The 26,609-nt window shown below is 73.5% G+C and carries 23 protein-coding genes; 12 read left to right on the top strand and 11 right to left on the bottom strand.

Annotation, left to right across the window (positions count from 1 at the left end; translation table 11 throughout):
* Positions 1–358: 358 nt before the first annotated feature.
* The 4 genes from HAV39_RS33855 to HAV39_RS33870 all read right to left on the bottom strand — a co-directional run bounded on the left by HAV39_RS33855 (position 359) and on the right by HAV39_RS33870 (position 4,036).
* Positions 359–739, bottom strand: a complete 381-nt coding sequence (locus HAV39_RS33855) for a hypothetical protein (protein ID WP_120321961.1) — start codon at positions 737–739, stop codon at positions 359–361.
* A 10-nt stretch (positions 740–749) separates the two neighbouring features.
* The gene (locus tag HAV39_RS33860; RefSeq protein WP_191843257.1) at positions 750–2,261 is read right to left on the bottom strand and encodes a sodium/solute symporter; all 1,512 of its coding nucleotides are present in this window, start codon (positions 2,259–2,261) and stop codon (positions 750–752) included.
* 51 nt (positions 2,262–2,312) lie between these two features.
* Entirely contained in the window at positions 2,313–3,245 is a 933-nt protein-coding gene (locus HAV39_RS33865; RefSeq protein ID WP_191843258.1) for a phosphotransferase, read from the bottom strand.
* 80 nt (positions 3,246–3,325) lie between these two features.
* Complete coding sequence (locus HAV39_RS33870; RefSeq protein ID WP_191843324.1) at positions 3,326–4,036, bottom strand: hypothetical protein; 711 nt, start codon at positions 4,034–4,036, stop codon at positions 3,326–3,328.
* A 40-nt stretch (positions 4,037–4,076) separates the two neighbouring features.
* Here HAV39_RS33870 and HAV39_RS33875 point away from each other — a divergent pair, with 40 nt between their 5' ends.
* Positions 4,077–5,312 carry a sensor histidine kinase gene (locus tag HAV39_RS33875; RefSeq protein WP_239120600.1) on the top strand — a complete coding sequence of 412 codons (1,236 nt, stop codon included), beginning with the start codon at positions 4,077–4,079 and terminating at the stop codon, positions 5,310–5,312.
* Complete coding sequence (locus HAV39_RS33880) at positions 5,309–6,091, top strand: LytR/AlgR family response regulator transcription factor (RefSeq protein WP_191843259.1); 783 nt, start codon at positions 5,309–5,311, stop codon at positions 6,089–6,091. The genes HAV39_RS33875 and HAV39_RS33880 overlap by 4 nt, the downstream gene beginning before the upstream one ends.
* Positions 6,092–6,140: 49 nt before the next feature.
* Here HAV39_RS33880 and HAV39_RS33885 read toward each other — a convergent pair whose 3' ends face one another.
* Positions 6,141–8,189: a PBS lyase gene (locus HAV39_RS33885; RefSeq protein ID WP_191843260.1), complete on the bottom strand. Its 2,049-nt coding sequence runs from the start codon at positions 8,187–8,189 to the stop codon at positions 6,141–6,143.
* A gap of 282 nt (positions 8,190–8,471) precedes the next feature.
* Between HAV39_RS33885 and HAV39_RS33890 the strand changes: the two genes are divergently transcribed.
* Together HAV39_RS33890 and HAV39_RS33895 are read left to right on the top strand one after the other, a co-directional pair.
* Positions 8,472–8,828, top strand: a complete 357-nt coding sequence (locus tag HAV39_RS33890; RefSeq protein ID WP_191843261.1) for a DUF485 domain-containing protein — start codon at positions 8,472–8,474, stop codon at positions 8,826–8,828.
* Positions 8,829–8,895: 67 nt separating this feature from the next.
* Positions 8,896–10,539, top strand: a complete 1,644-nt coding sequence (locus tag HAV39_RS33895; RefSeq protein ID WP_191843262.1) for a solute symporter family protein — start codon at positions 8,896–8,898, stop codon at positions 10,537–10,539.
* 54 nt (positions 10,540–10,593) lie between these two features.
* Here HAV39_RS33895 and HAV39_RS33900 read toward each other — a convergent pair whose 3' ends face one another.
* Entirely contained in the window at positions 10,594–11,025 is a 432-nt protein-coding gene (locus tag HAV39_RS33900) for a CBS domain-containing protein (RefSeq protein WP_191843263.1), read from the bottom strand.
* Positions 11,026–11,087: 62 nt separating this feature from the next.
* Positions 11,088–11,720, bottom strand: a complete 633-nt coding sequence (locus HAV39_RS33905; protein ID WP_191843264.1) for a nucleoside/nucleotide kinase family protein — start codon at positions 11,718–11,720, stop codon at positions 11,088–11,090.
* A 48-nt stretch (positions 11,721–11,768) separates the two neighbouring features.
* On the opposite strand from HAV39_RS33905, the gene HAV39_RS42370 reads away from it, so the two are divergent.
* The gene (locus tag HAV39_RS42370) at positions 11,769–12,938 is read left to right on the top strand and encodes a nucleoside 2-deoxyribosyltransferase domain-containing protein (protein ID WP_203736257.1); all 1,170 of its coding nucleotides are present in this window, start codon (positions 11,769–11,771) and stop codon (positions 12,936–12,938) included.
* Between the two features lie 145 nt (positions 12,939–13,083).
* Here HAV39_RS42370 and HAV39_RS33915 read toward each other — a convergent pair whose 3' ends face one another.
* Complete coding sequence (locus HAV39_RS33915) at positions 13,084–13,911, bottom strand: inositol monophosphatase family protein (RefSeq protein ID WP_223124442.1); 828 nt, start codon at positions 13,909–13,911, stop codon at positions 13,084–13,086.
* A 237-nt stretch (positions 13,912–14,148) separates the two neighbouring features.
* Between HAV39_RS33915 and HAV39_RS33920 the strand changes: the two genes are divergently transcribed.
* The 4 genes from HAV39_RS33920 to HAV39_RS33935 all read left to right on the top strand — a co-directional run bounded on the left by HAV39_RS33920 (position 14,149) and on the right by HAV39_RS33935 (position 18,862).
* Complete coding sequence (locus tag HAV39_RS33920) at positions 14,149–15,864, top strand: stealth conserved region 3 domain-containing protein (RefSeq protein WP_223124443.1); 1,716 nt, start codon at positions 14,149–14,151, stop codon at positions 15,862–15,864.
* A 2-nt stretch (positions 15,865–15,866) separates the two neighbouring features.
* The gene (locus HAV39_RS33925; protein ID WP_191843267.1) at positions 15,867–17,882 is read left to right on the top strand and encodes a PIG-L family deacetylase; all 2,016 of its coding nucleotides are present in this window, start codon (positions 15,867–15,869) and stop codon (positions 17,880–17,882) included.
* A gap of 29 nt (positions 17,883–17,911) precedes the next feature.
* On the top strand, positions 17,912–18,484 hold the full coding sequence (locus HAV39_RS33930) for a TIGR03086 family metal-binding protein (RefSeq protein ID WP_191843268.1): 573 nt from the start codon (positions 17,912–17,914) through the stop codon (positions 18,482–18,484).
* A gap of 123 nt (positions 18,485–18,607) precedes the next feature.
* Positions 18,608–18,862, top strand: coding sequence for a hypothetical protein (locus tag HAV39_RS33935; protein ID WP_120320190.1), 255 nt, complete (start codon positions 18,608–18,610; stop codon positions 18,860–18,862).
* Positions 18,863–18,922: 60 nt separating this feature from the next.
* Here HAV39_RS33935 and HAV39_RS33940 read toward each other — a convergent pair whose 3' ends face one another.
* On the bottom strand, positions 18,923–19,921 hold the full coding sequence (locus tag HAV39_RS33940) for an ArsR/SmtB family transcription factor (protein WP_373311764.1): 999 nt from the start codon (positions 19,919–19,921) through the stop codon (positions 18,923–18,925).
* 58 nt (positions 19,922–19,979) lie between these two features.
* Between HAV39_RS33940 and HAV39_RS33945 the strand changes: the two genes are divergently transcribed.
* Positions 19,980–21,197 (top strand): MFS transporter, encoded by a 1,218-nt coding sequence (locus tag HAV39_RS33945; protein WP_191843269.1) that lies wholly within the window; start codon positions 19,980–19,982, stop codon positions 21,195–21,197.
* Positions 21,198–21,229: 32 nt separating this feature from the next.
* Here the strand turns inward: HAV39_RS33945 and HAV39_RS33950 are convergent, their stop codons facing one another.
* Positions 21,230–22,069 carry an alpha/beta fold hydrolase gene (locus HAV39_RS33950; protein ID WP_191843270.1) on the bottom strand — a complete coding sequence of 280 codons (840 nt, stop codon included), beginning with the start codon at positions 22,067–22,069 and terminating at the stop codon, positions 21,230–21,232.
* Positions 22,070–22,148: 79 nt separating this feature from the next.
* Here HAV39_RS33950 and HAV39_RS33955 point away from each other — a divergent pair, with 79 nt between their 5' ends.
* Both HAV39_RS33955 and HAV39_RS33960 read left to right on the top strand, forming a co-directional pair.
* Positions 22,149–22,673 (top strand): PadR family transcriptional regulator, encoded by a 525-nt coding sequence (locus HAV39_RS33955; RefSeq protein ID WP_203736256.1) that lies wholly within the window; start codon positions 22,149–22,151, stop codon positions 22,671–22,673.
* A 15-nt stretch (positions 22,674–22,688) separates the two neighbouring features.
* On the top strand, positions 22,689–25,169 hold the full coding sequence (locus HAV39_RS33960) for a DEAD/DEAH box helicase (RefSeq protein WP_191843272.1): 2,481 nt from the start codon (positions 22,689–22,691) through the stop codon (positions 25,167–25,169).
* Between the two features lie 176 nt (positions 25,170–25,345).
* Here the strand turns inward: HAV39_RS33960 and HAV39_RS33965 are convergent, their stop codons facing one another.
* Positions 25,346–26,581 carry a threonine/serine exporter family protein gene (locus HAV39_RS33965; protein WP_239120605.1) on the bottom strand — a complete coding sequence of 412 codons (1,236 nt, stop codon included), beginning with the start codon at positions 26,579–26,581 and terminating at the stop codon, positions 25,346–25,348.
* Positions 26,582–26,609 lie beyond the last annotated feature (28 nt).

The following is a 26,609-nucleotide window of genomic DNA, read 5'->3' on the forward strand; positions in this document are numbered from 1 at the left end:
GCCGAGACGCGGTTCCGTCGGATCATGACGGACGCTGCGCGTCGGATACCGCGCGGGGACGACCCTCCGTACAGCCTGGGCATGGACCTCATGGGGAACCTGATGCCAGTGTGTGATGCCGACTTCGCGGGCGCTGCCTACGAGATGTGGGGAGGCCTCACCGACGGCATCGACGGTCCGCCGCGTTGCGACTATGCCCTCTCGATCTCGCCATTCCCCCACCGGGCCCGCCGCCTCCACGCGTGGGCGCGTTCGAGACGAGGCGTTCGGCACCCGCTGTGAGTCAGCAGCAAGTCAGCAAACCTGCTGCCTCCGACCCGCGCCGGGCGGTCCGGCCAACGGCGGGAGCACAGAGCGCTCAGGGGGTCGTGCCGCGTTCGGCCGGGCGGCCGACGAGGGCCGCGAAGTCGGCCTCGTTGCGTTCGGCGAGCCGCGTGTAGACCAGCCCGGCCCCGGCCAGGAACGGGAACGACAGCACCCCGAGCAGCAGCCACGGCAACGGCATCCCCGCCACCGACACGTGCGTACCCGCAGGCCACAGGCTGAACAGCAGCGGCAGCCCACCGAGCGCCACCGCGACGACCGCGGCCAGCCGCAGCGCGAGCCCGAGCTGCACGCGCATCAGTTCACGCACCAGCGCGTCACCCATTGCCGTCTGGTCGACCAGCTCGTCGTGCGCCCCGGGTCGCGGCCGGACCCGGCGGTGTGCGGCGAGGTCGACGCGTACTCGATCACTCACATCGGCCACGCTACAGCCGCGATGTTTCGGATTTGCGCTGCGTCTCCGGGGTGTGCAGCGTTTCGGGCGCGTGCAGGCGCAGCAGCATCGCGCCGACCGCCCCGGGCACGCGCCGCCGGGTGGCCAGCGAGACCGACACCATGACCGCGAACGCCAGCGGCACCGTCCACGCGGCGGGCTGGGCCAGCAGGTCCGCGGCGAGACCCGGCGAGGGCGGCAGGAAGATCGTCCAGAGTACGGCGACGACGGCGCTCCCGCCCCCGGCCAGGATGCCCGCGGCGGCGCCTGCCGCGGTCAGTCCCCGCCACCAGATGCCGAGCACCAGCATCGGGCAGAAACTCGACGCGGCCACCGCGAACGCGAGCCCCACCACCTGCGACACGTTCAGCCCGTGTACGGCCAGGGCCAGGCCCATCGGCACCGCGCCCGCGAACAGCGCCGCCACCCGGAACAGCGGCAGCGGGCCCCAGACGGCGAGCCGCCCCCGGCCGAGCACGTCGTTGGCGAGCACCCCGGCGACGCTGGTGAGCAGCCCGTTGGAGGTGGACAGGAAGGCGGCGAAGGCACCCGCGGCGACGAGCGCGCCGAGCGCGTCGGCGGCCAGGCCCGGTCCGAGGGCGGCGGCGGGCAGCAGCAGCACGACGGTGTCGTTGCGGCCGCTGGCCAGTTCGGGGGTGTAGACGCGGCCGAGCACCCCGTACACCGTGGGGAACAGGTAGAACAGGCCGACGAGGCCGAGCACGATGGTGGTGGTGCGCCGGGCGGAGCCGCCGTCGGGGTTGGTGTAGAAGCGGGCGAGCACGTGCGGCAGGCCCATGGTGCCGAGGAACGTCGCGAGGATCAGCGAGTAGGTCGCGACCATGCCGCCGGCGGGGGCCAGCCAGGCGTCGTCGACGGGGATGGCGGGGCGGCCGTCGTCGTTCCAGCGGGCGAGCAGGAAGAACGCGGGCACCGCGATCGCGGTCAGCTTCAGCCAGTACTGGAATGCCTGCACGTAGGTGGCCGAGCGCATGCCGCCGAACGCGACGTTGCCGGTGACCACCGCGCCGACCAGCACGACGCCGACCCAGCTCGGCGCGCCGGTGACGATGCGGAACGTCAGGCCCGCGCCCTGCAGCTGCGGCAGCAGGTAGAACCAGCCGATGAACAGCACGAACGCGGTGGCCAGCCGGCGCAGCCGGGGGGAGGCGAGGCGGGCCTCGCAGAAGTCGGGCAGGGTGAACGCGCCCGAGCGGCGCAGCGGCGCGGCCACGAACAGCAGCAGCGCCAGGTAACCGGCGGCGAATCCGACGGGATACCAGAGCATCTGCGCGCCGTACGCCAGGATCAGTCCGGCGACGCCGAGGAAGCTCGCGGCGGACAGGTATTCGCCGCCGATGGCGGCGGCGTTCTGGGTCGGGCTGACCATCCGCGACGCGACGAGCAGGTCCGAGGTGCCACGCACGAGCCGGATCCCCCACGCGCCGATGGCGACCGTCGCCACGGTGACGGTCGCGATCGCGAACAGGGCGTAGGCATCCACAGCCGCTGGATCGTACACCGGAGTAGAGGAAGGGCACCTTCCTTCTGCGGGTCAGAGGCGGGTGCGGAGCCAGCGGAGGGTGGCGTCGCCCTGGGCGCGCTGGAAGGCGCGGACCGTGGGCAGGCCGGGCGGGGCGGGGCGGCGGCAGGCGTCGAGGAAGTAGCCGGTCATGCCCGCCAGCAGCGCGGTGAGGTCCGCGGGGCGCGCGCCGAGCGGGTGGGCGTATTCGGCCAGCAGGGCGTCCACGTCGTGGCCACCGAACAGGTTCACGTTCACCATGATCATTGCGGTGTCGAGCCAGGCGGGGCCGACGCAGGCCCACGGCCAGTCGACCACCGTCACCGTGCCGTCCGGCCCGACGAGCAGGTTGTCGGCGCGGATGTCGGTGTGCGCGACGGTGTCGCCCGCCAGCGCCGCCACCCCGGCCGCCCCGAGCGCGACCAGCTCGGGCAGGCGCGCGACCGCCCACGGGTCGAGGTCGTCGGGTGTGTCGGCGGCCAGCCGCTCCCAGCCGGACAGGTCGTCGCCGAGCGAGGCGGCCACCGTAGGCAGTTCCGGCATCGGGCACGGGGTCGTGCCTGCCGCCAGCGCACCCAGCGTGGCGAGCACGGCGTCGAGTTCGGTCCGGTGCCACGGTGTCACCGGGTGGCGGCCCTCGACGTCCTGCAGTACCAGGGCGATCCAGTCGCCGTCGTCGAAGCAGCCGAGCAGCCGCGGCGCGGGCACGCCCGGCGGCAGCGCGGCGCTGACCCGCGCCTCCTGGCGGTGCAGCTGCACCGAGCGCTCGTTCTGCGCGGAGCTGACGGCCTTGACGAAGGCCCGGCCGCCGTTCGCGGTGCGGACCCGGTCGGCGGTGCCCGGCGAGAAACCGCCCTGCTGCGACACCGTCTGCACGACCCGGTCGCCCAGGATCGTCTCCACTTCCGCCCTGACATGCTCCGGCACGTCCGGCCATTCGATGCGTACGCCGCTCGCCACTGCCATCGCAGGATCCTCGCACCGGCGCGACCTGCGCCGCAGCCCCTTTATCCCCGGTCGGGGGAACGGCGACGCGACCGGTCGTCCTATTCGCGCGGGGCGGCGTGCGGCGCGGAGGCCGGCGAATCATGCACGTCCTCGGGCAGCTCCAACCAGTAGGCGAGTTGGTACGTCTTGGTGTTGGCCCAGTACCGCAGCTCCCGGCCGTGGCGCGCGAAGGCCGCCACCGCCGCGCCGAGCACGACTGCGACGGCGGCACCGAGCCAGTGGTGCGGGCCGACGACGGCTTCGGTCAGGGCGACCAGCACGCCCAGGAAGCTCGGCACGACCGCGCCGCGAAGCATCAGCCCGGTCGCCCGGAACCGGCCCACCTCCTGGGCGACCTCCCGGTCGCGCAACTCGACCCCGGCCAGCAGGAAGCTCGAATTGACCCGGGGCACCCGGCGCTCGCCGAGCATGGCGGCATCGGCGGCGACGGCAGCCCACGCGCTACCGCTGTCCTTGCGAGTGGGGTACACCTTGTCGACGAGAATGGCGAACACGTAGGTCAGGTAGCCGAGCAGGTAGCTCGCCACGGCCGCCGCCACCGCCAGCAGCAGGCCCGGCACGGCGTCCAGATCCGCCGGCTGGACGAGGTCGAGCCGCAGCGCCACGTACAGGAACACCCCCAGCTGCATCGCGCCCGGGATCGCGTAGGTGAATAGCTCGAAGATGCCGAGGGTGAAGGTCATCTCGACATTCTCCGCATCGATGACCTTGATCGGAACCGGCGATGTCGGGTCGTCCCTGCCCCGCATGGGGTGGAGCGTGGGAGCGGGGCGTGGCACGATCGCTGCCATGTACCCAGCGCTGGGCGCCGCCGCCGTGGCGGCCGTCATCGCCGCGACCGCGGTGGTGATGATGCGCGGCCGGCGCCGGGTCGTGACACCGGAGGAGCGGGCGACGTACCAGGTGCTGCACCTGGCGACGCTGGCCAGCGAGCCGCTGCGGCAGGGTCTGCGGGACGAGACCGCGGCGGCGGCGCTGAAGCACCTGCGCACCCTGGTCGGCGCGGCCGGGCTGGCGCTCGCCGACGGCACCGGTTTCCTGGCGCACGACGGCGCGGGCGGCCACCATCGCGAGGCCCTGCTGGCCGCGGCGCAGCGGGCGCTGTCCAGCGGCCGACCGGTGCTGCTGCGACCCCAGGAGCTGACCTGTGTACGGCTGGACTGTCCGGTGCGCGGGGCCGTCGCGGCGCCGGTGTCCAAACCTGACGGCGGCACCGCCGGGGCGCTGGTCGCGGTGACCGAGGCCCGGCCGACGCCGGGTCTGGTCCGGGTGGTGCTGGAGACCGCGCACTGGGTCGGGTTGCAGCTGGAGCTGGCCGAGCTGCAGGAGGAGCGGGCCCGCTCGGCGCGGGCCGAGGTGCGGGCGCTGCGGGCGCAGATCAGCCCGCATTTCGTCTACAACGCGCTGACCGCGATCGCCTCCTTCGTGCGCACCGATCCCGAGCAGGCCCGGGAGCTGATCCTGGAGTTCGCCGAGTTCACCCGGTACTCGTTCCGGGCGCACGGGGAGTTCACCACGCTCGCCGAGGAGCTGCGCTCGATCGACCGCTACCTGACCATCGAACGGGCCCGGTTCGGCGAGCGGCTGCAGGTGCGGCTGCGGGTCGCGCCCGAGGTGCTGCCGGTGGAGGTGCCGTTCCTGTGCCTGCAGCCGCTGGTGGAGAACGCGGTGCGGCACGGGCTGCATCCGAAGCCCGGGGTGGGCACGATCCGGATCATCGCCGCGGACGCGGGCGCGGACTGCGAGATCATCGTGGAGGACGACGGCGTGGGCATGGACCCGGCGGTGCTGCTGGACGGCGACGGCACGGCCGACGGCGACGGCGGGCAGCACGTCGGGCTCGGCAATGTGGACGACCGGCTGCGGGCGGTGTTCGGCGACGCGTACGGCCTGGTCGTGGAGACCGCGCCGCAGGCCGGCACGCGGGTGAGCCTGCGTATCCCGAAGTTCCGCGGCGGCACGGTGATGAGCGAGCCGGCCACGGGCGGGCGGCCCGCCGCCGGGCGCGACGGGAGGCGGGCGTGACCGGCCGTCCCGCGACTCCGCCGCGGCTGCGGGTGCTCGCCGTCGACGACGAGCCCCCGGCCCTCGACGAGCTGCTCTACCTGCTGCGCAACGACCCGCGGGTGGAGTACGTGCACAGCGCCGCCGACGCCGCCGAGGCGCTGCGGGTGCTGCACGAGAACGACGTGGACGTGGCGTTCCTCGACATCCGCATGCCGGGCCTGGACGGCATGGACCTGGCCCGGGTGCTGCAGCGCTTCGCCCGCTCCCCCGCCGTCGTGTTCGTCACCGCGTACGACGACCGGGCCGCGGACGCCTTCGACCTGGGCGTCGTCGACTACGTGCGCAAGCCGGTGCGCGCCGAGCGCATCGCGGAGTCGCTGCGCCGGGTGCTGTCCGAGCGCGCCGCGGTCGAGGACCGGCCCGCGGCCCCGCCGGAGGCGAGCCCGGCCGGCGGGGATCCGATGATCCCGGTGGAGCTGGGCGGCGTGGTGCGGCTGCTGCCCCGCTCGTCGGTGTGCTGGGTGGAGGCGCAGGGCGACTACGCCCGCCTGCACACCACCGACGGCTCGCACCTGGTGCGCGTGTCGCTGACCCAGCTGGAGGAGCGCTGGACCGACGCGGGTTTCCTGCGCATCCACCGCTCCTACCTGGTGCGCCTCGACCTCGTCACCGAGCTTCGGCTGACCGGATCCGGGTATGTGGTGTCCGTCGGCGGGCGCCAGCTGCCGGTCGCCCGCCGCCACACCCGCGTGCTCAAGGACCGCCTCATCCGCCCCGCCAAGCAGCACTGGGGCTGACGGCGGCCGCACACGACCTCCGGCTACCAGGAGGCGTCTCCGTTGCGGGCTACCCGTCCAGGGCCGCCAGCGCTGCCCGGCAGGCGCGGAGAAGGTGCTCATCGTCGACGACCTGACTCGAGCTGTAGCCGTCCGGGCTGGCGTTGTGCCTGCGCACGCGGGCGAGTTCGGCGGCGAGCAGCGGTCTGGCAGCCGAGGCGGCCGCTCCCATGCCGGACCACACCTGCGCGATCGCGGTGCGGGTGTGCGGGTTGGCGGTCCAGACGGATTCCAGCACGGGCATGACCGTGGACGCCTCGCCGGCGACCTGCCACAGCGCACGGGCCGCGTTCAGCCGCAGCCAGCCGTGGGAGTCCTTGCCGCGCAGGAGCTTGCGGAGCCGGCCGGCACGCTCGGCCGCATGCGGCCCGAGGCGGCCGAGCCCTTCGGCGGCGGCGCGCTGATCATACGAGTCACCCGTGAGGAACCTGTCGTACACGGCCAGCGCCGCGGCGGCGTCACCGCCGACGGTGTACAGCGCGTCAGCGGCGGCGGCGGCGACGCGCCTTTCGGAGGCTGCGGCCTGCTCGCGCAGCCAGCCCATGGCCGGGGCCGCGGCAGGGCCGATGGCCGCAACGGCCCTGATGACCGCCGAGCTCACCGGCAACTTCAGCAGATCGGGCACCGCGTCCGCGGCAGCGGGGCCGATCGCGCCGACCGCGTACGCGAGGTTGTCGCACCGGTCGTCGCTGCGCAGCCGGCGCAGGCGGCGGCGCAGGAGCGGCAGCAGGTGCCCGGCTTCCGCACCGTACGGCGCGATGAGCTGCCCGACATCGCGTGGCACCTGGCGTTGCTCGAGCGCCCATTGCAACATCGGCAGCGCCCGGGGGTCGCCGGCACCGGCCAGCGCTTTCAAGGCCGGTCCGATGGTCGGCTGCTCTCGCGCCCACGCCACGACCCACGGCAGCCGGCCGCTCATCGTCGGGTGGTGCGCGGCGCGCGGCGACCGGGAAAGGCCCTCGAACAGGGCGTCGGCCGCGGGGCGGGCCAGCTCGCCCAGGTCTTCCAGCACATGCGCGGCGCGGGGGCGCAGCCCATGGTGTCCGTCGTGGAGCTGTTCGCCGACCAGGGCCACGACCTGCGCGAACGACCCCCGCCACCCGTTGATGAGGTTGCTCGCCGGATACAGCGCGTCGCACCGGCACTCCCAGTCCGGCGAGGCCAGCAGCGCCGACAGCAGCGTGATGCGATCTTCCACCCGGTCGGCCAGACCGTCGCTGATCGCGCGCACCAGCTGCGCCGCATCGGGAGCGCGGCGTCCCGCAGCCGCGGCCTCCTGCCGCCGGCGTACCGATCCGAGGAGCGTGTCGGTGGCGAATCCGGCCGGCTCGGAGATCGGCGTTCCTTGCGCGTACACGGCGTCGAGCAGGTCCAGCGCCGTCCGCACCGGCACCGGTGGCACGCCGGGCTGTGCGGGAAGCGGCGCCAGCGCGGTGAGCGCGGTCAGCCGCACCTGCACGTCCTCGTCGTGGGCGAGCAGGTCGGCGAGCCAGCCGACGATCCCCTGCGCGTCGGCGCCCCGGCGGGCGAGTCGCGCGGCGCTTTCGATGATCGCCACCCGCACCCGCACGTCCGGTTCCAGCGCGAACCGGTCCCGCAACAGGCCGGCGCAGTCCGCCGCGTGCTCGGCGCACACGGGCAGCACCGCGGGCACAGCAGCACGGACCTGCGGGTCGGGGTCATGGGCCAGCGCGCACCACAGCGGATATGCGCCCGAGACGGCCTCCCGCGCCTGCCGGTAGAGCCCGGTCCGGGGTTCGGGATCGTCCGCGCCGGCGATGCCGGCGAGCAGTCCGATCACCTCGGCGCGGCCGGGCCTGCCGGCGTCGGCCGCGATCCGCAGCAGGAACGGGATCACCGCGATCGTGCAGGCGTACACGTCGCCCTGGTGGTGGATGCCGCCGTACATCGCGTCGAGTGCGGTCTCGCGTACCGCGGGGTCGGCGTCGGCCAGGCCGCGCAGGAGGTCCGGCACCTCCACCGCCGGACCGTACGCGTGCCGCATCCGGCCCCAGCGGACCTCGTCGACCCCGGCCAGCAGCTCCCCACCATCCGTCACGCGGAGGATCATGCTCTACGCCACCGACATTCGCGGCACCCGCTGCTGTCGGCACGGGGGCGCGGGCCGGTGGCGGGGTGGGAGCGCTGCCGTTCGGCGCGCGCGCATGCGCCGCTGGGCGCGTGCGGGCGACCGCTCGGCGCGAACGCCGCGCATGTCCGCTTCAGCCGGTTCACAGATCGTCACACCGGTCCCTAGCCTGCGGGCAACCGCACTGTGGCGCGCCGCACACTCACGGCGACGTGCCACGTCGCACCCTCCCCAAACCGAGGCTGGTGATATATGAGCACCGACGCTCCGGACCGCTACGAGCGCATCGCGGAAAGCCCCGAGTTCGCCGGGCTGCGCCGCTCGCTGCGGCGCTTCGTGTTCCCGATGACGATCGCGTTCTTCAGCTGGTACGCCCTGTACGTGATCCTGTCGGCGTACGCACGCGACTTCATGGGCACGATCCTGTTCGGCAACATCAACGTGGCGCTGGTCTTCGGGCTGCTGCAGTTCGTGACGACGTTCCTGATCGCCTGGCTGTACGCCCGCTACGCCGACCGCAAGCTCGACCCGGTCGCCGAGGACCTGAACGCCCGTATCCAGTCCGGCGAGTTCGACGCCGACCCGCAGCCCGAGGAGGTCAAGGCATGAGCGAGCGCAGCGAGCGAATCAAGTTGTCGGCCACTCGTGCCGCCGACGAGCGAAGCGAGGAGAAGGCATGAGCGCACGTACCCTGACCATCGTCCTGTTCGTGGTCTTCGTGCTGATCACGCTGGCCATCACGATCTGGGCCAGCCGGCAGACGAAGACGGCGACGGACTTCTACGCCGGTGGCCGGTCGTTCTCCGGGTTCTCCAACGGCCTGGCGATCGGCGGCGACTACATGTCGGCGGCGAGCTTCCTCGGCATCGCCGGCATCATCGCGCTGTCGGGCTACGACGGCTTCCTCTACTCGATCGGCTTCCTGGTCGCCTGGCTGGTGGCGCTGCTGCTGGTCGCGGAACTGCTGCGCAACTCGGGCAAGTACACGATGGCCGACGTGCTGGCGTTCCGGATGCGCCAGACGCCGGTGCGCGTGGCCGCCTCGATCTCCACCATCGTGGTGTCGATCTTCTACCTGCTGGCGCAGATGGTCGGCGCGGGCGCGCTGGTGGCGCTGCTGCTGGGCATCAAGCCCGGGGCGCACTTCCTGGGCATGGACGCCGACACCGCGAAGATCGCCACGATCATCTTCATCGGCATTCTCATGATCGTGTACGTGACCGTCGGCGGCATGAAGGGCACCACCTACGTCCAGATCGTCAAGGCGTTCCTGCTGATGGTCGGGGCCGCCCTGATGACGGTGCTGGTCCTGGCGGCGTTCAAGTTCGACCTGTCCGGACTGCTCGGCGAGGCCGCGGCCAAGTCCGGCAAGGGCGCGGCTTTCCTGGAGCCTGGCCTGCGCTACGGCAAGGAAGTGGCCGGGGACGCGGCGCAGACCTTCTACAACAAGATGGACCTGCTGTCGCTCGGCATCGCGCTGGTGCTCGGCACGGCCGGCCTGCCGCACATCCTGATCCGCTTCTACACGGTGCCCAACTCCAAGGCCGCGCGTAAGAGCGTGCTGTGGGCGATCGGCATCATCGGCACCTTCTACCTGATGACCCTCGCGCTCGGCTTCGGCGCGGCGGCGCTGGTCGGCGGCGAGGCCATCACCGCCCAGGACAAGGGCGGCAACACCGCCGCCCCGCAGCTGGCCCAGGTGCTCGGGGAACGCTTCCTCGGCGGCACCACCGGCGGCGCGGCGATGCTGGCGATCATCGCGGCGGTCGCGTTCGCCACCATCCTGGCCGTCGTCGCCGGTCTGACGCTGGCCTCGTCCAGCTCGCTGGCGCACGACATCTACGCCAGCGTCATCCGCAAGGGCCAGGTCAGCGAGGGCGGCGAGGTGCGGGTGGCCCGCATCTCGGCGTTCGCCATCGGCGCGGTCGCGATCGTGCTGGCCATCTTCGCGCAGAGCCTCAACGTGGCGTTCCTCGTCGCGCTGGCCTTCGCGGTGGCGGCCTCGGGCAACCTGCCCGCGATCCTGTACTCCCTGTTCTGGAAGCGGTTCACCACCGCGGGCGCGACCGCGGCCATCTACGGCGGCCTGATCACCGCCGTGGTGCTGGTGTTCTTCTCGCCGGTCGTGTCCGGCAGCCCGACCGCGATGTTCCCGAACTCGGACTGGCAGTGGTTCCCGCTGTCGAACCCGGGCATCATCTCGATCCCGGTCGGCTTCCTCTGCGGCTGGCTGGGCACCATCATGTCCCGCGAGCCCGCCGACGCGCAGAAGTACGCCGAGCTCGAGGTGCGTTCGCTGACCGGCGTCGGCGCGCACTGACCCCGGCACGGCACGAGGGGCGCCCCAGGCCTGGGGCGCCCCTCTCTCGTACGCTCAGCCGCGCGTCGGCGGCGCCGCGGTGATGGTGGAGACGAAGTGCGCCAGCTTCTCGTTCGACAGGTGCTGGGCCAGGTCCGCCTCGCTGATCATGCCGATGATCTGGTGGTCCTCGATCACCGGCACCCGGCGGATCTTGTGCTGTTCCATGGTCTTGAGGACCTCGTCCTCGTCGGCCCTGGCATCGACCCAGATCGGCGTGCCCTTGGCCATCTCGATGCAGGTCATCGTGTTCGGGTCGCCGCCTGAGGCGATGCACTTGATGACGATGTCACGGTCGGTGATGATGCCCCGCAGCTTGTCGTCGCTGCCGCAGATCGGCAGCGAGCCGACGCCCATGTCACGCATCAGCTGGGCGGCGCGGGCCAGTGTCTCGTTCTCGGGCACGCACTGCGCGCCCAGGTGCATGATCTGCTTAGCCGTGGTCATGATTACCCCCTGTAGCCAGTCCCCTGGGGTCATCCTCCACTTCCAGCCTACGGCGGCGCGGCCTAATCGACGGACATGATCGCCGGATGGCGCGCGTCGTCGACCTTCGCCACCAGGTCGGCGAACGTCTGCGGAGCCACCTCGGCGGCGTACCGGGCGTACGCGGGCAGCGTCCAGGCCAGCTCGGGCGGGGTGTGCCGGGCCAGCGCCGCCGGGGACATCACCAGGTGCGCGGCCAGCTCGAAGGGCAGCCCGGAGCCGAGCAGCAGGTCCCCGCTGACCAGCAGGACCGCGCCCGGCGGCAGGGTGAGGTAGCCGGCCCGGGTCGCCCGGTCGCGCACCGGATCCCACAGCGTCGGCAGGACCCGGCCGGTGCCGCCCGGCCCGAGCGGGTCGAGCACCTCCCGCCGCAGCCCGGCCTCGTCGAACCAGCCCTCGTAGTAGGCGTCGGGGTCGGTGCGGCCGAACTCGAACCGCACCGACCGCGGGCGCAGGAAGTCGCCGGTGCGCACGTGCAGCACCTCGTGCCCGAGCGCGCGCAGCGGGTCGACCAGCGCCTCGGCCAGCCGGTCCGGCCCGGCCGCGGGCGCCCCGTCCACCGCCACCCGGGTCCACCCGTCCGGCTCGGCGATCTTGGCGATCCGCTCGACCAGCTCGTCCACCAGGCCCTCGGGCGTCACCGACCGCACACGCATCCGCCTACCCTACCGACGGCCACTGTGGAGCATGGGACGATCACCGGCATGGAGATCGCGCGCGAGGTCGTCCCCGTGTACGCCGGAGAATCGCCCCCCGACTCCTGGGCGGCGGCGCTGTTCCTGGCCGGGCCGACCCCGCGCTCGCCCGACGTGGCGTCCTGGCGGCCGGAGGCCCTGGAGCTGCTGGGACAGCAGTGGGAGGGCCCGGGGCGGCTGGTGGTGTTCGTGCCGGAGCGGCCCGAGGGCGGCATGCCGCACGGCTGGCTGCGCCAGGTGCAGTGGGAGGACGCCTGCCTGCACCTGTCCGACGCGGTGCTGTTCTGGGTGCCCCGTGACCTGGCCACGCTGCCCGGCTTCACCACCAACGTCGAGTGGGGCCGCTGGGAGTCCAGCGGCCGGGTGGTGCTCGGCGCGCCGCCCGACGCCCCCGGCCTGCGCTACCTGTCCCACTACGCGCAGCTGCACGGCGCGCCCGTCGCCGACACCCTCGCCGACACGCTGGCCGCCGCGCTGACGCTGGTGGGCGGCGGGTCCCCGCGCGCGGGCGCGCACCGCGAGCTGCCCCTGACCCTGTGGCACGACCAGGGCGTGCGGACCTGGCTGGGCGCGCAGGAGGGGGCCGGCAACCGGCTGCGCTCGGCCCGGGTCGCCTGGACGTGGCCGGGCGCGGACGGGCGGCCGTTCTGGTGGGCGGCGCACGTCGGCGTCGAGGTCGCCGCGGAGGGCCGGGTCAAGGACAACGAGGTGGTGCTCGGCCGGCCGGACGTCAGCGCGGTCGTCGCCCACCTGCCCGCCGACAGCCTGGCCGAGACCCGGATCGTGCTGGTGCGCGAGTTCCGTTCCAGCGCGGTGACCTCCGACGGCTACGTGCACGAGCTGCCGGGCGGCTCGCAGCCCGGCACGGCGGATCCCCGGCAGGTCGCGCTGGCGGAACTGGCCGAGGAGACGGGCCTGGTCGTGGACGCGGCGCGGCTTCGCTCGCACGGCGTACGCCAGCCCGCGGCGACCCTGTCGGCGCACCGGGTGCACCTGTTCAGCCTGGAACTGACGGCGGCGGAGCTGACCGCACTGGAGTCCGGCCCGCAGCAGCACGGCGTCACCGCGGACGGCGAGCACACGTCCCTGGAGTTCACCACCTACAGGCAGCTGCTGTCCGACCCGGACGTGGACTGGACCACGGTCGGCCTGGTCGCCGCGGCCCTGTCAAACCGCTGACCTCCCGCACGGATCGGGTTGCCCCGACCCACCCCGTCATAGACGCTGGCCTATTACATCGACTGGGGCGTGATCGAACTCGATGTCATAGGCCAGCGTCTATGAAAAAGGAGAGCCGGACGACGCGCGGCCAGGGTTCAGCAGATCAGGCCGCGTCGCCTGGGTTCAGGGCGGCGAGCACCAGGCGGGCCGTCTCGGCGTCCGGGGCGACCAGGAACGGCATGGGGTTGCCGCCGCCGATCCGGAACGGGCTGCCGTCGGCGGCCATGGCCACCCCGCCGGCCTCGGCGTGCAGCAGCAGCCCGGCCGCGTGGTCCCAGGGCAGCTCCCAGGTGAGCACCATCGCGGTGCGCCGCCCGCTGGCGAGCTGGATGTACTCCAGCCCGGAGGTGTCGAAGAAGGACAGCGCCACGCCATGCCGGCTGAGCCGGTGGAAGCCGTCGCGGTGCGCGGGCTTCCACCAGATCGGCGGGGAGACGCAGACGTCGAGGTGGCGCAGGGTCGGCTCGACCGGGCGCACCCGCACCCGCCGGCCGTCGACGTACGCCCCGCCGCCCGCGGTGGCCACCGCCATCAGGTCCATGACCGGCGCGTAGGTCCACGACGCGAGCAGGCGCCCGCGGTGGGCGAGCGCGACCAGCGTGGTGAACCGGGGGCTGCCGCTGACGAAGTTGTGCGTGCCGTCGATCGGGTCCACGATCCACACCGGGGCGTCGCCGTCGATCGCGCCCAGCAGCGCGGGGTCGCCCGCGACGGCCTCCTCGCCGACCATGATCGAGCCGGGGACCAGCGCGGTCAGGTGCTTGGCCAGCTCCTCCTCGGCGGCGCGGTCGGCGACGGTGACGAAGTCCGTCTCCGAGGACTTGAACGCGATGTCGGCCGCGGTGAGGCGGCCGAACCTGGGCAGGATCTGTTCCTCGGCGACGCGGCGTACCGCCCGCTCGACCTCGGCCACCTCTGTCGCGTCAAGCACGGGCCCAGCCTGCCACCCCGGCCGACGGTGCCGCAGCGCGGCCCCGGCCCGCGTGGAAGGGGTCACCGCGCCGGTGTCGGCGACCGGACAATGCGGCCCCGCGCGGCAGGTCGCCGCCGAGGACGCTGTATCCGCAGGCGACCGGCCCTGCCTGCGCTCACAGCGAACGCACAGGTCGGCCGTCCGGAGGAGTCTCGTTTTGCAGGTCACGATCGTTATTCGGGCGTGATCTTCCAGGTGCCCCGACGGTCGGCCGCGATGGCGGCGCTCTCCCGCAGGTCGGTGGACCTGCTCCTGCCGCGCGCCCGGCGGGCCGGCGGTCCGGCCGACCGGTGGGCGCGCTCGGCGGTGCGCTGGCATCTGACCAGCCGCTACGACACCACCGAACTGCGGCTCGTGCCGACCGCGCACGGGCCGGTGCTGGCCCGGCCGATGGTCGAGGCCACGCCGCTGGCCGCGCGCCGGTTCACCCTGGAGACGGTGCTGACGGTGCTGCGCGACGCGGGCGTCGAGCATTTCTGCGTGCGGGGGTACGACGACAAGGCGTCCGCGGTCGCCATCGGGTCGGGCGGGCGGCGCGAGGCGTGGGCCGCGCTGCGGCGCGAGGCGCTGCGGCGTCCGCTGTTCGTCGCCGCGGTGACCGAGCAGGGCATGCAGACCCCGATGCCCGCCACCTCCCACCACGCCTGGCGCACCCTGGCCGGGCACCGGGTGATCCGGCTGATCCAGTACGTCTGCGACCCGTCCGGGGCGCTGCTGCTGGGCGAGGCGCACGGCTGCGACCTGGAGGTGTGGTCGCGCACCCCGCAGGGTCCGCTGCACGCGCCCCGGCCCAACCGGGTCGCCGACCGGGTCCCCGCCACCGGACCCTCGCTGACGCTCGACGAGTCCGCCTTCACCCGGATGACGTCGGCGCACGTGCCCGGCCAGCCGCAGCGCCCGACCCGGCCGGAGTTCGCGGGCACCCTGCTCGACGACATCACCTTCCCGGTCGACGTGGTCTACACCTGGGTCGACGACAACGACCCCGCCTGGCGGGCCCGCCGCGACGCCGCGCTGGCCGCGCAGGACCGGCCGCTGACCGCCCAGGCCGCCGGGGAGTCGCGGTTCGCCAACCACGACGAGCTGCGCTACTCGATGCGCTCGCTGCACCTGTACGCGCCGTGGGTGCGCCGGATCTGGCTGGTCACCGACGACCAGGTGCCGTCCTGGCTGGACATCTGCCACGACCGGGTGCGGGTGGTCAGCCACAAGGAGCTGTTCGGCGACCACGGGCGGCTGCCGACGTTCAACTCGCACGCCATCGAGAGCCGGCTGCACCACATCGACGGGCTGAGCGAGCAGTTCGTCTACTTCAACGACGACGTGTTCGTCGGCCGGCCGGTCAACGCGCTGAAGTTCTTCCAGCCCAACGGGCTGTCGAAGCTGTTCCCGTCGCGCGGGAAGGTCGATCCGGGCCCGGCGGACGCGGCCGACCTGGCGTCCACGGTGGCGGGCAAGAACAACCGCGCGCTCATCGCCCGCGACTTCGGCCGGCACCTGACCTACAAGATGAAGCACGTGCCGCACGCGCTGCGCCGGGACGTGCTGGCCGAGATGTCCGAACGGTACGCGCAGGAGCTGGAGCGCACCGCGGGCAACCGGTTCCGGGACCCGACCGACGTCTCGCTGGTGTCCTCGGCGTACCACTACTACGCGCTGGCCACCGGTCGCGCCGCCATCGACCGGATCACCAGCACCTACGTGAGCCTGGCCGCGGCCGACGCGAAGAAGCAGCTGGCGCAGGTGCTGGCCCGGAGGTCGCTCGACGTCTTCTGCGTCAACGACGAGGACGGCGCACCCGGGCAGCGGGAGGTCGGGGGCCGGCTGCTGCGCGACTTCCTGACGGCCTACTTCCCGGTGGCGGCGCCGTGGGAGCTGCCGGAGCCGTCCGCCGCGCGACAGGACGGTTGACCTTGCACCGGCGCACAGCGCTCAGCGCCCTGCTGCTGGCCGGCGGCGGGGTGATCGGGCTGGGCCTGACCCGGCCCTGGGAACGGGTCTGGTCGGCGGGCGCGCCGCCCCGCCCGGCCGCGTTCCTCAACATCTGCGCGCACCCCGACGACGACCTGTACTTCCTCAACCCGGACGTGATGCAGGCGCTGGACGGCGGAAACGCGGTGACCAGCGTCTACCTGACCGCGGGCGAGGCCAACGGGATCAACGCGCCGCTGGGCGAGGGCCGCAAGCCGAAGCCCGACTTCGAGGGGTACGCGGCCGCGCGGCAGTACGGCATCCGGTCGGCGTACGCGGCGATGGCGACCGGCGACCGGGACAGCGCGTGGCGGCGCGAGGTCCGCCACGTCGGCGACGCGGTGTACGAGACCGCCACGCTGGCCGCCGCCCCGCACGTCACGCTGGCGTTCCTCAACCTGCGCGCGCCCCTGGAAGGGCCCGGTGGCAACCGGCTGGAGTGGCTGTGGGACGGCCGCCGCGACGCGCAGCCCTACCTGCGGCCCACCGACAGCCCGCTGCCCGCGGCCGGGGAGCTGACCCGCGACGAGGTGCTCGCCATCCTGGCCTCGCTGCTGGACACGGCCGAGCCGACGGTGGTGCGCACCCTGGACCCGGCCCCGGAGCACCTGAAGTACGCCGAGGGCGACGTGGAGTACTCCGACCACACCGACCACCTGTACGCGGCGTGGTTCGCGTTCGAGGCGGTGCGCCGCCACCGGCGGGCCGGCGAGGCGGTGCAGGTGCAGAGCTACCGCGGCTACTTCAACAAGCAGTGGCCGCGTAACCTCAGCCCGGCCGTGTACGAGCGCAAGTTCTCCTATCTGGACATCTACGGCTGGGCCGACGAGCACCCCTGCGCGGTGCCGTACGGCTGCGGCGACCTGCAGGTGGGCACCCGGGCGCGGGCCAAGCGCTACGGGCGCAGCCAGACCTACCGGCACCCGGGCGGCACGACGTGGCTGGTCCCGTACGGCGAAGGGCTGGCCGCCTTCGCGGTGTTCGGCGGGACGGCGCTGAGGTGGCGGCGCGGCGCGGACCCGGGCTCCTGGTCCGCGCCGGAGCCCGTGGGCGGGGAGAACCTGCTCCCCCACCTGTGCGCGGTGTCCACCCCGGACGGCCGCACGCACCTGTTCGGCGTACGCCAGGACCTGGCCGTGGCCGGGCCGCGCCTGGCTGTGGTGCACGGCGAGCAGGCCGTGCCCGGCGGCCCGGTCACCTGGGCGGAGCTGGGTAATCCGGACGCGGGCGGCGACCCGGCGCGGGCGCGGGAGGTCGGCATGCCGGTCGCGGTCGCCGACGCCGACGGCGGCCTGAGCGTGTTCGCCCGCGACTTCGAGCGCGGGGCCGCGCTGCGCCGGCGGAGCGCCGACGGGCGGTGGGGTCCGTGGGTCCGGCTGGGCGGCAAGGGCATCCGCGACGCGCTGGTGGCGGTGTCGGCCGGGCCGCGCACGGAACTGTACGCGGTGACCGAGGACGAGCTGCTGTGCTGGCGGCGCGACGACCCGGCGGGCCGCTTCGGGCAGCCTCAGGTGCTGCTGCGCGGGGTGATGGACGGCGCGCTGTCGGCCGCCCGCGCCGCCGCCGGCGGGAACGGCCCGGTGCTGGTCGGGCACGCCGACGGGGCGACGCTCACCGTGCTGCAGGCCGGTGCCGGGACCACGGTGCCCGCGGGCGGCGGCACGGGCGCGGTGGCCGGGCTGCTCCGCGACGGCCGCCTGCAGTTGCTGCGCCGCGACGACGCGGGCCGGGTCGGCATGACCGACGCGCACCGGCCCGGTGAGGCGGCGGCCTGGTCGCCGTCCGGCGCGCTGTTCACCGGCGCGCCCGCGGTCGCCGTGGACTCGCGCGGGCGGGCCTGGGCGGCGACCGTCGGCGCGGACGGCAGGCTGTGGACGTGCGCCCTCGACGGCACCGCGAAGGACACCCGCTGGCAGGGCGCGCCCGCCCCCGGCACGCTGCGCCCCGCGCAGGCGTGAATGTCACCGGGCATGGGCAGGATCGGGGTATGGACGGTTATCTGACGCTGGACGACCCGCTGGCCGCGTACGACACGATCACCGCCGAGGTCGGCGCGCTGGCGGGCACGGTCACCGCGCGGCGCATGGACGACCCGACACCGTGCGCGGGCTGGACGGTCCGGCGGCTGCTGTGCCACCTGGCGTTCGTCGGCGACCGGTACGCGACCCTGGCCGAGGGCGCGCCACCGCCCGAGGACGAGCCCGACTACCCCGACCCGGTGGCCGCGTTCGGCGAGCACGCGGCGCGGGCCCGGGCCGCGTTCGGCCGACCGGGTTACCTGACCGAGGTCGCGCCGACGCCGATCGGGCCGCAGCCGGGCGCGGTCACCGTGCAGCACGTCGTCAACGAGCTCACCGTGCACGGCTGGGACCTGGCCCGCGCCCTCGGCGTGAGCACCGACCTCTCCCCTGAGCTGGCCGCTCGCGTGCTCACGAGCTGGCGGTCCTTTTTGGAGGGTCTGCCCCGCGACGGCGGCCCGTTCGGGCCGGAACGAGCGGCCCCGGCGGGTGCGACCGAAGCCGACCGACTGGCCGCCTACCTGGGGCGGGACGCAGGCTGACCTTCGTTACCGACCGGTATGCCTAGTATGTCCATTCTGCCGCAAGGACCGCGGCCGCTCTTCTAGCGTGGGCCGTGGGTGTCAGCAGGGCGCTGAGGCCCCAGCCCGAGGAGGCACGGCAGCATGGCGAAGAACAACCGACCCGACCGCGACCCGCGCGAAGCCCGTCACGAGGACGCCCCGCACGCGGGCACCGCGCAGCACCAGGCGGCCGGTGGCATGAACGCGCATTCCATGAACCACGACGAGTCCGAGCATGAACAACATGCCGCGGCAACCGCGACGATGCCGCAGAAGAAGGAGCAGGCGGGCAACTCGCCCACCTCGATGAAGTCCAAGAAGGGCAACCAGCCGAAGCACAACCAGCCCAAGCGGTAGCCCCGGCCGGGTGGCGGGCCGCGACCCGGCCCGCCACCCGCGTGTCCGCGGTCGGCTCTGTCATGTCCCGGACAGGGCGTCGCCCAGCGGGGTGCGCTCGTAGCGGACCGCGCGGCCGGTCCGGGTGCGGCTGACCAGGCCGGTGTCACGCAACACGGCCAGGTGCCCGCCCACCGCGCCCAGGCTCAGGCCCAGCTGGCGCACCAGCTGCGTAGTCGTCGCGGGCACGGCCAGAGCCCGCAGCACGTCAGCCCGGTGCGGGCCGACCAGCCTGCCCAGACTCGGTCCGCCAGCCTCGGCCGCCGGGGGCCCGAGCAGGTCCGCGATCCCCCGGGCCGGATACACCAGCGCGTACGGCCACGGCGGCTCCACGTACGTGATGAGCGAGCCGAACACGGTGGGCATCAGCAGCAGTCCCCGGCCGCCGAGGCGGTGCCGCTCCCACTCCGTCCGCGAACCGGTCCGCACCTCGATCGTCCCGGCGAACCCGTCCGAACGCCAGCTCACCCGTGGATCCAGATCCGACAGCGCCGCGGCCCACCCGTACATCGCCAGGTGCCCGGCGCGGCGGACCAGGTCGCGCTCCAGCACCGTACGCAGCCGCGCCCAGTCGGGCTCGACCAGCGCGTGCCAGGCCGCCTCGATCGCGTCGGCGAGCCGGCCGACCACGTCCGGCGCGTCGAGCACCTGCCGCACGTGGCGGCTCGGCGGGCGCAGGCCGACCAGGTTGCGGGCCAGCTCCAGCCGGGCTCGGGGCAGCGGCGTGGCACGTACCGCGGCCAGCTCGGCGGCGAAGTCGACGCCCGGACCGGCGGGCGGCGGGTGGATGAAGTCGGCGTTGTAGGCGCCGCGCCGCATCAGCGCGGTCAGCGCCCCGACCGCAGGCGCCTCGCGGCGCAGCCGCTGGTAGCGCGGTGCGATGCGGTCTGCCCACGGGCGGAGCACCCCCGCCGCCTGCGCCCCGGCCGCCACCCGCAGCGCCTGCATCGCCTCGCCCAGCGGCGAGATCGCGTAGCGGGTGTGCGCCACGTCGACCGGGCCCACGTCGATGGCCAGCATGTTTCGCCTCCTCGCGAAAGCTTAGCCAGGCCGGGCGCGCACCCCGATGCTGACGGGCATGACCGTCACCGCCGCGCCTGCGCGGGCCACCTATCGCGAGGTCTTCGCCGTACGCCAGTTCCGGGTGCTGTTCACCGGCTACACGCTGTTCCTGGTCGGCGAGACAGTACGCATGCTCGCGCTGTCCGTGCTCGTCTACGCCGGAACCGGCTCGGCGCTGCTGTCCGCGCTGGCGTACGTGTCCGGCTTCCTGCCCTATGCGATCGGCGGCACGCTGCTGCTCGCGTACGCCGACCGCTGGCCGCCCCGCGCCGTGATGGTCGGCTACGACCTGCTGCGCGCCGTCGTCGGGGCGGTGCTGGCGATCGGCGTGCTGCCCGCCCCGGCCATGCTGGCGCTGGTGTTCGTCACCGGCGTGCCCAGCGCCGTCGCCTCCGCCGCCCGCACCGCGCTGCTGCCCGACCTGCTCGACGGCGACCACTACGTGCTCGGCCGGGCCGCGTTCGCCGTGTCCGCCGGCGGCACCCAGGTGCTCGGCTTCGCCGTCGGCGGAGTCCTGATCGCCGCCGTCGACGCCGCCGGCGCCATGTGGATCACCGTGGCGACCTGCCTGCTGTCGGCCGCACTGATCCGGTTCCGGCTGGCCGACCACCCGCGCCGCGGCGGCTCGGGCGGCGGGGCCGTGGCCGCCACCTGGCGGGTCAACCGGAGCCTGCTGGCCCGGCCCGAGGTCCGGTCGCTGCTGCTGGCGCAGTGGCTGCCGCCGTCGCTGGTGGTCGGCGCGGAGGGCGTGCTGGTCCCGTACGCCGCCGAGGCCGGGCTGCCGGACGCGGCCGGGCTGCTGTTCACCGCCGTCGCGGCGGGCATGCTCGCGGGCAACCTGGTTGTCGGGCGGCTGCTCACCCCCGACCGCCGGGAACGGCTGGCCGCCCCGCTGGCGCTGCTGCTCGGCGCGCCGCTGCTCGGCTTCGCCCTGTCCCCCGGTCCCGTGGCCGCCGCCGCGCTGCTGGCCGCGTCCGGCTTCGGCGTCGCGTACCAGCTGGGTCTGGCCCGAAGGTTTCTCGACGCGGTCCCGGAGGCGTCCCGAGGCCAGGCGTTCGGCCTGGCCCTGACCGGCACGATGACGATGCAGGGCCTGTGCGCGGCAGCGGGCGGCGCCCTCGGCGAGGCGCTGCCGCCCGCCACCGTGATCGCCCTGTGCGGCGCGGTCTCGCTCGCCGCCACCCTGGCGCTGCGGCGCACGCTGTCCACTCCCGCCACCGCGACGGCGGGGTAGCGGGCGCTCGGTCGGGGTCGGCCGAGCGGCCGTCAGGCGGAGCCGCCGCCCGAGGTCAGCCGAGCCCGGCCACCGTCGCGGCCGCAAAGCACGGCGGCGAACGGCTCGACCGCCGCCCGCCAGCCGGCGGGGTCTTCGCGGTGCAGGACGTGCCCGGACTCGGGCAGCAGCGCGAACGTGGCGTACGGCAGCAGGTCGGCGGCCTCGCGCTGGCCGGGCACGGGGTTGTCGCTGCGGCCGCCCGCGACGACCAACGCCGGGCACGTGACCAGGGCCAGCTCCGGACGGTGGTCCCGGGCGGCCCAGTGCTCGACCGTCGCGAGGACGTGCTCGGTGTGCGCCCGCGGCCGCCACCCGTCCGGGTCGTGCCGCATCACCTCGGCGAAGACCTCGCCCAGCGCCGGACGGTCGGCTCCGAAGTGGGCGCGCACCTCGTCGAGCGAGGCGAACGGCACGGGCCAGCTCGCCAGCCAGTCCCGCCAGCCGCGTACGGCGTCGACAGGGGTGACCGGGGACATGTCGCCGACGACGATGCCGCGCACCAGGTCGGGGCGTCGCCCGGCGAGCTGCCAGGCGGTCAGCCCGCCCATGGAGTGGCCGATCACCAGCGCCGGGCCCAGGCCGAGCCGCTCGATCACGGCCGCGGCGTCGCCCACGTAGGCGTCGCGGGTGTACGGCCCGTCGGGGCGCTCGCTCGTGCCGTGGCCGCGGGCGTCGTAGGCGACGACCCGGCCGTACGCGGTCAGCCACGACGCCGTCGACGCCCAGGTGCCCGCGTGGTCGGTCAGCCCGTGCAGCAGCAGGATGCCCGGCCCGGTCCCGCCGAACTCGGTCACGTGCAGCCGGGTCCCGTATGCGCCCTCGATCTCCATGACATCCTCCTCGGCGTACCTCGTTTCGAGGCATGAAGGTAGTGGATACCTCGAAACGAGGCAAGGCAGAATGAGCGGTGTGATCGAACTCGCCATCCTGGGTTTCCTGGCCGAGCAGCCGCTGCACGGATACGAGCTGCGCACCCGGATCGCCCAGCTCGCCGGGCACGCCCGGCCGATCAGCGACGGCAGCCTCTACCCCGCGATCACCCGGCTGGAGAAGGCCGGGCTGCTGGTCCGCCGCCGCGAGGCGGGCAGTGCCGCGGCCCAGCGGCACACCCTCGAACTCACCGGCCCCGGACGCGCGGAACTGCTGCGGCGCTTGGCCGAACCCGGCGAACTGGACATCACCGACAGCACCCGGTTCAACGTGCTGCTGGCCTTCCTCGGCCGGCTCGGCGACCCCGCCGCGCAGGCGCGCGTGTTGCGGCGGCGGTTGGACTTCCTGGAGGCCCCGGCGAGCTTCTTCTACGCCGGAGACCGGCCCCAGCGCGCCGACGAGCAGGCCGACCTGTTCCGCCGGGGCATGCTCACCGTGGCGCGCGCCACCAGCCGGGCGGAGCGGGCGTGGCTACGCGAGGCGCTGGCAGAGCTCGCGACGTGAGACCATTTACGGACCATGACGCTCACTGATCACCTCCCCCGCGACACCGATCCCGACTCCCTCTTCGACGCCTTCTCCGGCTGGGTGGCCGAGCAGGGCATCTCGCTGTACCCGGCGCAGCAGGACGCGCTGATCGAGATCGTCTCCGGGGCGAACCTGATCCTGAGCACGCCGACCGGCTCCGGCAAGAGCATGGTCGCGCTCGGCGCGCACTTCGCCGCCCTGGCCGAGAACCGGCGCACCTTCTACACCGCGCCGATCAAGGCACTGGTCTCCGAGAAGTTCTTCGCGCTGTGCGCCGCGTTCGGCCCGGACAACGTCGGCATGATGACCGGCGACGCCGCGGTCAACCCGGACGCGCCGATCATCTGCTGCACCGCGGAGATCCTGGCCAACCTCGCCCTGCGCGACGGCGCGGACGCCGACGTCGGCCAGGTCGTCATGGACGAGTTCCACTTCTACAGCGAGCCCGACCGGGGCTGGGCGTGGCAGGTGCCGATCATCGAGCTGCCCGACGCGCAGTTCGTGCTCATGTCGGCGACGCTGGGCGACGTCACCCGGTTCGTCGACGACCTGTCCCGGCGCACCGGGCGGCCCACCGCCGTGGTCAGCTCCGGCGAGCGGCCCGTCCCGCTGATCCACTCGTACGTCACCACGCCGCTGCACGAGACCATCGAGGAGCTGCTGTCCACCAAGCAGGCCCCGGTCTACATCGTGCACTTCACCCAGGCCGCGGCCCTGGAGCAGGCCAGCGCGCTGATGAGCATCAACATGTGCACGCGCGCGGAGAAGGACGCCATCGCCGAGCTGATCGGCACCTTCCGGTTCACCGCGGGCTTCGGCAAGACGCTGTCGCGGCTGGTGCGCCACGGCATCGGCGTGCACCACGCGGGCATGCTGCCCAAGTACCGCCGCCTGGTCGAGCAGCTGGCCCAGGCCGGGCTGCTGAAGGTCATCTGCGGCACGGACACCCTGGGCGTGGGCATCAACCTGCCCATCCGCACCGTGCTGTTCACCGGCCTGAACAAGTTCGACGGGCAGCGCATGCGGCTGCTCAAGGCACGTGAGTTCCACCAGATCGCGGGACGGGCGGGGCGGGCCGGATACGACACCCTCGGCACGGTCATCGTGCAGGCGCCCGAGCACGTGGTCGAGAACGAGAAGGCCGCCGCGAAGGCCGCGGGCGACCCGAAGAAGCTGAAGAAGCTGGTGCGCAAGAAGCCGCCGGAGGGCTTCGTCGGCTGGGCACAGCCCACCTTCGAACGCCTGGTCTCCGCCGAGCCCGAGCCGCTGACCTCCAGCTTCAACGTCAGCCACGCCATGGTGCTCAACGTGATCGAGCGCGGCGGCAACGCCTTCGCCAACATGCGCCACCTGCTCACCGACAACCACGAGACGCCGACCGCGCGCCGCAGGCACATCCGCCGCGCCATCATGATCTACCGGGCGCTGCGCACCGCGGGCATCGTGGAGCAGGGCGACGACGGGCGCATCCGGGTCACCGACGTGCTGCAGCTCGGCTTCGCGCTCAACCAGCCGCTGTCGCCGTTCGCGGTGGCCGCGATCGAGCTGCTCGACGTGCAGGCGCCCGGCTACGCCCTGGACGTCGTGTCGATCATCGAGGCGGTGCTGGAGGACCCGCGGCAGATCCTCTACGCGCAGCAGGACCGCGCCAAGGGCGAGGCCGTCGCGCAGATGAAGGCCGACGGCATCGAGTACGAGGAGCGCATGGCGCTGCTCGAAGGCGTGACCTGGCCCAAGCCCATGGAGGAGCTGCTGGAGGTCGCCTTCGAGTCCTACCGCAAGGGCCACCCGTGGGTCGACGACCAGCGGCTGTCCCCGAAGTCCGTGGTCCGGGACATGTTCGAGCAGGGCATGACCTTCACGGAGTACATCAGCTTCTACGGCCTGACCCGCTCCGAGGGCCTGGTGCTGCGCTACCTCGCCGACGCGTACCGCACGCTGCGCCAGACCGTGCCCGAGGACAGCAAGACCGAGGAGCTGCACGACGTCATCGAGTGGCTCGGCGAGCTGGTCCGCCAGGTCGACTCCAGCCTGCTCGACGAGTGGGAGCAGCTGAGCAACCCCGGTGACGCCCCGGTCGAGGCGGCCCCGCCCGCGGTCACCCGCAACGTGCGCGCGTTCCGGGTGCAGGTGCGCAACGCCCTGTTCCGCCGGGTCGAGCTGGCCGCCCGCCGGCGCTGGGAGGCGCTCGGCGAGCTGGACGCCGCGGACGGCTGGGACAGCGCGGCGTGGCGCGAGGCGCTGGAGCCGTACTTCGAGCTGTACGACGAGATCGGCATCGGGCCGGACGCCCGCGGGCCGGCGCGGATCATCATCGAGCAGGGCAAGGACGTGTGGAAGGTGCGCCAGATCCTGGACGACCCCGACGGGCACCACGACTGGGGCATCAGCGCCGAGGTCGACCTTGCCGCCTCCGACGAGCACGGCCAGGCGATCGTCACCATCACCGACGTCGGCCAACTCGGCAGCTGACCAGACCCGGTCCGCCGAGCGCGGCCCGCCTGCCCGCCTGCCCGCCCGCTTTTTCATAGACGTTGGCCTATCACATCGACTTTGATCTCGTTTCAGTCGATGTAATAGGCCAACGTCTATTAGGGACGGGTCGCTCGTCGGCGCGGCCGCGCACACGGCGGTGGCCCAGGTGCGGGTCAGGCGGAGCGGGAGGTGAGGAGGCGGGAGGTGGCGGTGACGTTGGAGAGGAGGCTGGAGCCGACGAGGACGCCGAGGGATACCGCGACGACGGTGAGGAACGCGGTGACCAGGTTGGAGCGGCCGGTGCCGGAGAGTTCGACGAGGCCGGTCAGGCCGGTCACCCCGACCAGGCTGAGCGCGCCGGGCACCAGCAGCCAGAACGACGGCAGGAAGACGACCTGCGCGGGCGGGCCGTGCAGCCGCTGCACCGCGTTGGCCAGCGGCACGATCAGCAGCCCGCCGACGAACGCGGCGAACACACCGCCGCCGACCTGGCCGGCCAGGTACTGGCCGCCGTACGCCAGGACGAGCGTGGCCAGCAGCCACGGCAGCGAGCGGGGCGGCGCGGAGCTGTTGAGGTAGATGCCGACGCCGAACACGAGCACGCCGACCCACGACGCCCACACGCCCAGCGGCGGCTCGCTCGCGGCGATCGCCTGCGCGGGCCCGGCGATCTGCATCCCGGCGTAGATGCCGAAGGTGAGCAGGAGCAGTACGTACACGCTGGAGACCAGGCGGCTCGCGCCGCTGATGATGGACCGGGTGACCATCTCCTGCGCGCCCAGCGTCAGCGCCGCCCCGGGCAGGAACGTGGCCAGCGGCGGGATCAGCAGGCTGGCCGGGTCCGCGCCCAGTTCCGGGCTGTACCGGTAGGCCAGCACGGTGACCAGCATCGCCGCCGCCACCGGCAGCGCCAGCGACAGCACCTGCACCCGCTCGGCCAGCAGGCGCAGCACGCCGACCAGCAGCCCGAGCAGGGCCAGGCTGAGCAGCGCCCGGCCGTCGCGGACGAACAGCAGACCGATGCCGACAGTGAGCACGCCGTGGCCGAACACCGTGATCACCGCGCCGAAGCGCGGCGGGGCGTCGAGGATGTCCTGGACCCGCGCGATGCCCTCGGCGGGCGGGATCGGATCGGCCTTGACCTGCTCGAACAGTGTGTAGAGCCGGTCCACCTGGTCCAGGCGCAGCGGCGGCCCGTCGGCGTTGGCGAAGTCGACGGTGACCCCGCCGCCCTCGGCGCCGGCCCGGACGAACACGCCGGTCGGCACGACCAGGAACTCGACATCGCCCACGCCGTACGCGTCCGCGATCGCGACCAGCTCGTCCGGGATGCGGTTGGCCGTCTCCCCGGCCAGGCACAGGGCGACCCCGCACTTGCGGAGGAATTCGAGCAGGTTGTCGGGCGGCATGGTCACTGCGGCAGTATGGATCACCGCG

The sequence above is a fragment of the Catellatospora chokoriensis genome (assembly GCF_011297315.1).
Taxonomy (GTDB): domain Bacteria; phylum Actinomycetota; class Actinomycetes; order Mycobacteriales; family Micromonosporaceae; genus Catellatospora; species Catellatospora citrea.

Excerpts from the sequence above, each read along its gene's own strand:
- HAV39_RS33940 (WP_373311764.1), bottom strand. The coding sequence starts at position 19,921 with ATGCTGGCCATCGACGTGGGCCCGGTCGACGTGGCGCACACCCGCTAC.
- HAV39_RS33950 (WP_191843270.1), bottom strand. The coding sequence starts at position 22,069 with ATGGAGATCGAGGGCGCATACGGGACCCGGCTGCACGTGACCGAGTTC.
- HAV39_RS33930 (WP_191843268.1), top strand. The coding sequence starts at position 17,912 with ATGGACGGTTATCTGACGCTGGACGACCCGCTGGCCGCGTACGACACG.
- HAV39_RS33935 (WP_120320190.1), top strand. The coding sequence starts at position 18,608 with ATGGCGAAGAACAACCGACCCGACCGCGACCCGCGCGAAGCCCGTCAC.
- HAV39_RS33960 (WP_191843272.1), top strand. The coding sequence starts at position 22,689 with ATGACGCTCACTGATCACCTCCCCCGCGACACCGATCCCGACTCCCTC.
- HAV39_RS33870 (WP_191843324.1), bottom strand. The coding sequence starts at position 4,036 with ATGCGGGGCAGGGACGACCCGACATCGCCGGTTCCGATCAAGGTCATC.
- HAV39_RS33900 (WP_191843263.1), bottom strand. The coding sequence starts at position 11,025 with ATGACCACGGCTAAGCAGATCATGCACCTGGGCGCGCAGTGCGTGCCC.
- HAV39_RS42370 (WP_203736257.1), top strand. The coding sequence starts at position 11,769 with ATGGAGATCGCGCGCGAGGTCGTCCCCGTGTACGCCGGAGAATCGCCC.
- HAV39_RS33890 (WP_191843261.1), top strand. The coding sequence starts at position 8,472 with ATGAGCACCGACGCTCCGGACCGCTACGAGCGCATCGCGGAAAGCCCC.
- HAV39_RS33895 (WP_191843262.1), top strand. The coding sequence starts at position 8,896 with ATGAGCGCACGTACCCTGACCATCGTCCTGTTCGTGGTCTTCGTGCTG.
- HAV39_RS33865 (WP_191843258.1), bottom strand. The coding sequence starts at position 3,245 with ATGGCAGTGGCGAGCGGCGTACGCATCGAATGGCCGGACGTGCCGGAG.
- HAV39_RS33875 (WP_239120600.1), top strand. The coding sequence starts at position 4,077 with ATGTACCCAGCGCTGGGCGCCGCCGCCGTGGCGGCCGTCATCGCCGCG.
- HAV39_RS33965 (WP_239120605.1), bottom strand. The coding sequence starts at position 26,581 with ATGCCGCCCGACAACCTGCTCGAATTCCTCCGCAAGTGCGGGGTCGCC.
- HAV39_RS33905 (WP_191843264.1), bottom strand. The coding sequence starts at position 11,720 with ATGCGTGTGCGGTCGGTGACGCCCGAGGGCCTGGTGGACGAGCTGGTC.
- HAV39_RS33945 (WP_191843269.1), top strand. The coding sequence starts at position 19,980 with ATGACCGTCACCGCCGCGCCTGCGCGGGCCACCTATCGCGAGGTCTTC.